This window comes from Candidatus Albibeggiatoa sp. nov. BB20 (assembly GCA_016744725.1).
GTDB lineage: Bacteria > Pseudomonadota > Gammaproteobacteria > Beggiatoales > Beggiatoaceae > Albibeggiatoa.
In genome coordinates this window covers 1-4,646 of sequence record JADGDW010000244.1, presented here as the reverse complement: position 1 = coordinate 4,646, position 4,646 = coordinate 1, and the positions used below count along the sequence as shown (strand labels likewise).

The following is a 4,646-nucleotide window of genomic DNA, read 5'->3' as shown; positions in this document are numbered from 1 at the left end:
TGCTAAGATTATTCCTTTACAAAGTTTGATCATCATTGATACGATACACTTTTAATTCATTTTTTCAAAACTGGCTCTTTAATTATTATAAAATAGACCTAATCTACTTTTAATAGTAGTTAATTTGAAACGCCAAGCTCAAGCTTTATCCTATATTTTTAATGTTTTTTATCAAACTCTAGTTTTTTCCTGCCATATATAGTGAGGATTAATATGCAAGGTGATAGTCAAGTTATTCAGCATTTGAATAAAATTCTGAGAAATGAGCTAACTGCAATTAACCAGTATTTTTTACATGCCCGAATGTTTAAAAACTGGGGATTAATGAGACTAAATGAAAAGGTCTATCATGAATCTATTGATGAAATGAAACATGCTGACGAGTTAGTTGAGCGGGTTTTATTTTTAGAAGGCTTGCCAAATTTACAAGACCTTGGACGTTTATACGTTGGTGAAAAACCAAAAGAAATGATTGAGTTGGATTTGCGCCAAGAAATGGAAGCGATTGAAAACTTGCGTGAGGCCATTGTGTACTGTGAATCAGTTAAAGATTTTGTGTCGCGTGACTTGTTAGAAAGCATTTTAGACGATGAGGAACAACATGTTGACTGGCTAGAAACCCAACTGCATCTCATCAGTGAAATGGGTATTGAGAATTACTTACAAACACAAATGGCTGACGAAGATTAAAGGACATAATCATGAAAGTTGAAAATCAAGTTATTGAAAAATTAAATACTTTGCTAGCAGGTGAATTAGCCGCGATTGACCAATATTGGTTGCATTCTCGGATGTATGAAGACTGGGGATTACAAGCTTTATATGAGCGCATCGACCATGAAGTTGATGACGAAAAAATGCACTCAGATCATTTAATTCGCCGTATTTTATTCTTAGAAGGCAAGCCTAATATTGTTACGCGTGATCCTGTGAATATTGGTTCGACTGTACCTGAAATGCTACAAAATGATCTTGATGTGGAATATAAAGTGGTCAAAGCCCTCAAAGAAGTGATTGCTTACTGTGAGTCCGTCAGTGACTATGTGACCCGTGATATTCTGGTGCAAATGTTAGATGACACAGAGCGAGACCATGCTCATTGGCTGGAACAGCAGCTTGGCTTAATCAATCGAATTGGCTTAGAAAATTACACACAATCGCAAATGAATGGTACAGCAACAGCGGCTTAAATGAGTTTATTTCCCTCAGCTTAAGTATTTAAGTGAGGGAGATATAGTCAATTTTGGTTTGTATGTTAGGACTGGTAGTCCTTTTATACTTTAAATATTAATTGTTTTTGAAATCAAGGACTGCCAGTCCTGTATCACTTTAAAATAAAACGACTATATTTTAAAATTAATCGATACTGAGTTGTGCAAATTGGCGAATGTGCATCGAGATTTCTAATAAACTATCGCCATTATCAGCATAATCTTCTTTCAATATCGTGGCTTCAGTAAATAGCTTAGAGCGCAGGCTTTGTGCTGTTACGGGCAATCTCAAACAACAATGTACCTTTTCAGGATGCAAAAACGTTTGTAATGTCTGTTGTAACAACGGTATACCCGCCCCAGTTTTAGCAGATAGCCAAACTTTTTTACGCACTTCATCGCCTTGACCTTGTTGCTCTATGCGTGCCACCTCTTCCATACGGTCTATTTTGTTATAAACCATAATCTGCGGTACTTCCAGTGCACCAATTTGGTCTAACACATGGTTCACTTGCTCAATGCGTTCCAAACGCTCAGGATCGCTAGCATCAACCACATGCAACAAAACGGTCGCTTGGCAAGTTTCTTCCAATGTTGCCCGAAATGCGGCAATTAAATCATGTGGTAATTGCTGAATAAATCCCACCGTGTCTGCGAAAATCACTTTGGTTTTGTCTTCTAATATATCCTGACGCATGGTTGTGTCCAAGGTCGCAAATAATTTGTCTTCAGCATACACTTTAGCATCGGTTAAACAATTGAATAAAGTAGACTTTCCTGCGTTGGTATAACCCACCAATGCAACCACGGGGACATCAGCACGCTTTCGAGCACGACGGCTTAAATTACGCTGTTGGGAGACTCTATCTAGTTGTTTATTAAGTTGCTTGATGCGGTCACCTAATAAACGACGGTCAGTTTCTAGCTGCGTCTCACCCGGTCCGCGCAAACCGATACCGCCCTTCTGACGTTCTAAATGAGTCCAACCACGAATTAAACGTGTAGACAAATGTTTTAACTGCGCTAACTCAACTTGTAACTTACCCTCAAAAGTTCTCGCACGCTGAGCAAAAATATCTAAAATTAAACCTGAACGGTCTAATACACGACATTGCAAAGCGGCTTCTAAATTACGTTCTTGAGAAGGGGATAAAGAATGATTGAAAATAACCAGCTCGATTTCATCCGCTTCAATCTGGTTTTTAAGTTCTTCTAACTTGCCTTTGCCAATAAAATGAGCAGGGTGCGGCAAATCACGTTTACCTGTAAGTTGGTCAACGCATTCTGCACCCGCTGAGGCTGCCAATTCAACAAATTCACCTAAATCGGCTTGATGTGTGAAACTATTTAACTTGATATGCACCAATATGGCACGTTCACCACTACGGGGACGTTCAAACACTGATTTTATTACCTCTAAACTTGCTCTTTTGCTTCTTTCTCTTTATTGTCTTCATCAGCCGTCGAAAACTTAACATTACGTGATGGAACAATAGTCGAAATTGCATGTTTATAAACCATCTGACTGACCGTATTTTTAAGCAATACAACAAATTGGTCGAAAGATTCAATTTGGCCTTGTAACTTAATTCCATTAACAAGATAAATGGAAACTGACACACGTTCCTTGCGTAAAGCATTCAAAAAAGGGTCTTGTAAGCTTTGCCCTTTATTCATGAGTGTTTTTCTCCATGTTTTATAGTATTTATTGTCATTATACTCATTTTGCTATGCTTGTGGGGAGATTGTTATAGGATTTAAAGCATAGATTACTTAGCCTGAAGCAAGCGATTAATGCTTATTTAAACCATTTATACTCTATATTGGGCATAAACTAGATTTTTACATCATAACAAAAATTAATTTAAGATAGCAGCGGCAAGGATTTAGAGTGCTGATAAATGATTTTTCTCCTACTCTATACCATTTAGAAGGTATTCTCTCGAAGGATTAGCAGTCCTAACACATGAAAAAGAATTGACCAGATGTATCAATTATAAATAATGCCCCTCCAATTTTACTTTTGGGTTTGATATAGCTCAGCTAGTGGTTTATCTAAAATACGTTCCAACGCCTGATTAGTTTCCTCTAACACTATAATCCAACGACTTTTCCCACACATCATTAGTGGCCATTTTTTGACGTAATAAATAGTAATCCCGACAAATCTTGATACAAATCGAATAAGGTTGATTCATGAATATCTCGTGACAATACATAATTGCCTTTTTCGGTGTGATGAATCCATTGTTTATCATGTAGATGGTTTAAAAGTGCTTCTAAACTTGTATCTGGTAGTGATGATTCTAAACTTAATAATTTCTTAAAACTGACATCTTGACACGATTTCTGTGCCTGACGTAAATGACCTAATATCCGATATGCCCAAATCAAGGCATTACCCAGTACACAAGGAATCGCCTGCTCTTCAGGACGATGATAGCTGGTCATAGATCGGGTTACTTCAGCCCCTAATAAAATAATTAACCACGACAAATACACCCAGATTAAGAAAATAGGAATGACGGCCAACGTGCCATAAACCAGTTCATAAGTGGGAAAGCGCGTCACATAGAAAGCAAAGCCACGTTTGGCAATTTCAAATAAGATCGCTGCAATTAAACCACCAAATATCCCATGATATAAGGGCACATGACGATAAGGTACAGTGACATAAATCAACGTAAATGCGGCGGTACTTAGCAAGAATGGGGACATGCGCAGAATTTGTTCTCGAATCTCCAGTGTATCTGCCACATCTGATAAAACAGGTAATTCAGCAAGGTAAAAGGTTGCAACAATACTGACACCAACTAATAAAGGGCCTAAGCTTAATACAACCCAATACATCATGAAAACTGAAACGCCTTGTCGTCGTTCGCGCTTGCGTACTTCCCAAATATCATTTAATGCGTGGTCAATGGTTTCCATCAATAACAAGGCCGTAATCACTAAAAAAATCACGCCTAATGCGGTTAATTGCGACGCTTTCTTAGCAAAACTAATGAAATACTCTTGAATTATTTCTTGTGAGGCTGGTACGAAATTTTTAAAAATGAAATCTTGTAATTGATCACTCACTGAGTTAAAGACAGGAAATACCGCAAGAATTGAAAAGCCAACAGCTAGCATTGGAACAAGAGATAATAGTGTGGCATAAGTTAAAGCAGCAGAAGTTTGAGCACAACGATCGGTAATAAACCGCATGGCAACATAATGCCCAAATTTAACCATGAAAATCAGTGGAAGTGCGATACTAAACCTAATGTAATCGGCTGAGTCAGCAGTGTGCGGATTGAAGGCATCATATTATTCTTATAGTTTTTTCCTTAGCGGATTTATTTCCATGTATAAGGTTAAAACCTTCGCCTTTCAGGCGAACAGATTTATCTCCCTAAACTCAAGAATGGCTTATAATATGAGAGATGGAATACA

General features: G+C 37.7%; 5 protein-coding genes. 2 read left to right on the top strand and 3 right to left on the bottom strand.

Annotated features, from left to right (window positions below):
- Positions 1-213: 213 nt before the first annotated feature.
- Positions 214-690, top strand: coding sequence for a bacterioferritin (bfr, locus tag ABXH34_RS17945; RefSeq protein ID WP_353573258.1), 477 nt, complete (start codon positions 214-216; stop codon positions 688-690).
- Between the two features lie 11 nt (positions 691-701).
- On the top strand, positions 702-1,190 hold the full coding sequence (gene bfr / locus ABXH34_RS17940; protein ID WP_353573257.1) for a bacterioferritin: 489 nt from the start codon (positions 702-704) through the stop codon (positions 1,188-1,190).
- Positions 1,191-1,356: 166 nt separating this feature from the next.
- Here bfr (ABXH34_RS17940) and hflX read toward each other — a convergent pair whose 3' ends face one another.
- From hflX to ABXH34_RS17925, 3 genes are all read right to left on the bottom strand, one after another.
- On the bottom strand, positions 1,357-2,613 hold the full coding sequence (hflX, locus tag ABXH34_RS17935; RefSeq protein WP_353573256.1) for a ribosome rescue GTPase HflX: 1,257 nt from the start codon (positions 2,611-2,613) through the stop codon (positions 1,357-1,359).
- A 14-nt stretch (positions 2,614-2,627) separates the two neighbouring features.
- Entirely contained in the window at positions 2,628-2,888 is a 261-nt protein-coding gene (gene hfq, locus ABXH34_RS17930) for an RNA chaperone Hfq (protein WP_353573255.1), read from the bottom strand.
- A gap of 447 nt (positions 2,889-3,335) precedes the next feature.
- Complete coding sequence (locus ABXH34_RS17925) at positions 3,336-4,445, bottom strand: virulence factor BrkB family protein (RefSeq protein WP_353573254.1); 1,110 nt, start codon at positions 4,443-4,445, stop codon at positions 3,336-3,338.
- Positions 4,446-4,646: the final 201 nt, after the last annotated feature.

Coding starts and splice junctions, on each gene's coding strand:
- bfr (WP_353573258.1), top strand. CDS start 214: ATGCAAGGTGATAGTCAAGTTATTCAGCATTTGAATAAAATTCTGAGA.
- bfr (WP_353573257.1), top strand. CDS start 702: ATGAAAGTTGAAAATCAAGTTATTGAAAAATTAAATACTTTGCTAGCA.
- hfq (WP_353573255.1), bottom strand. CDS start 2,888: ATGAATAAAGGGCAAAGCTTACAAGACCCTTTTTTGAATGCTTTACGC.
- ABXH34_RS17925 (WP_353573254.1), bottom strand. CDS start 4,445: ATGGTTAAATTTGGGCATTATGTTGCCATGCGGTTTATTACCGATCGT.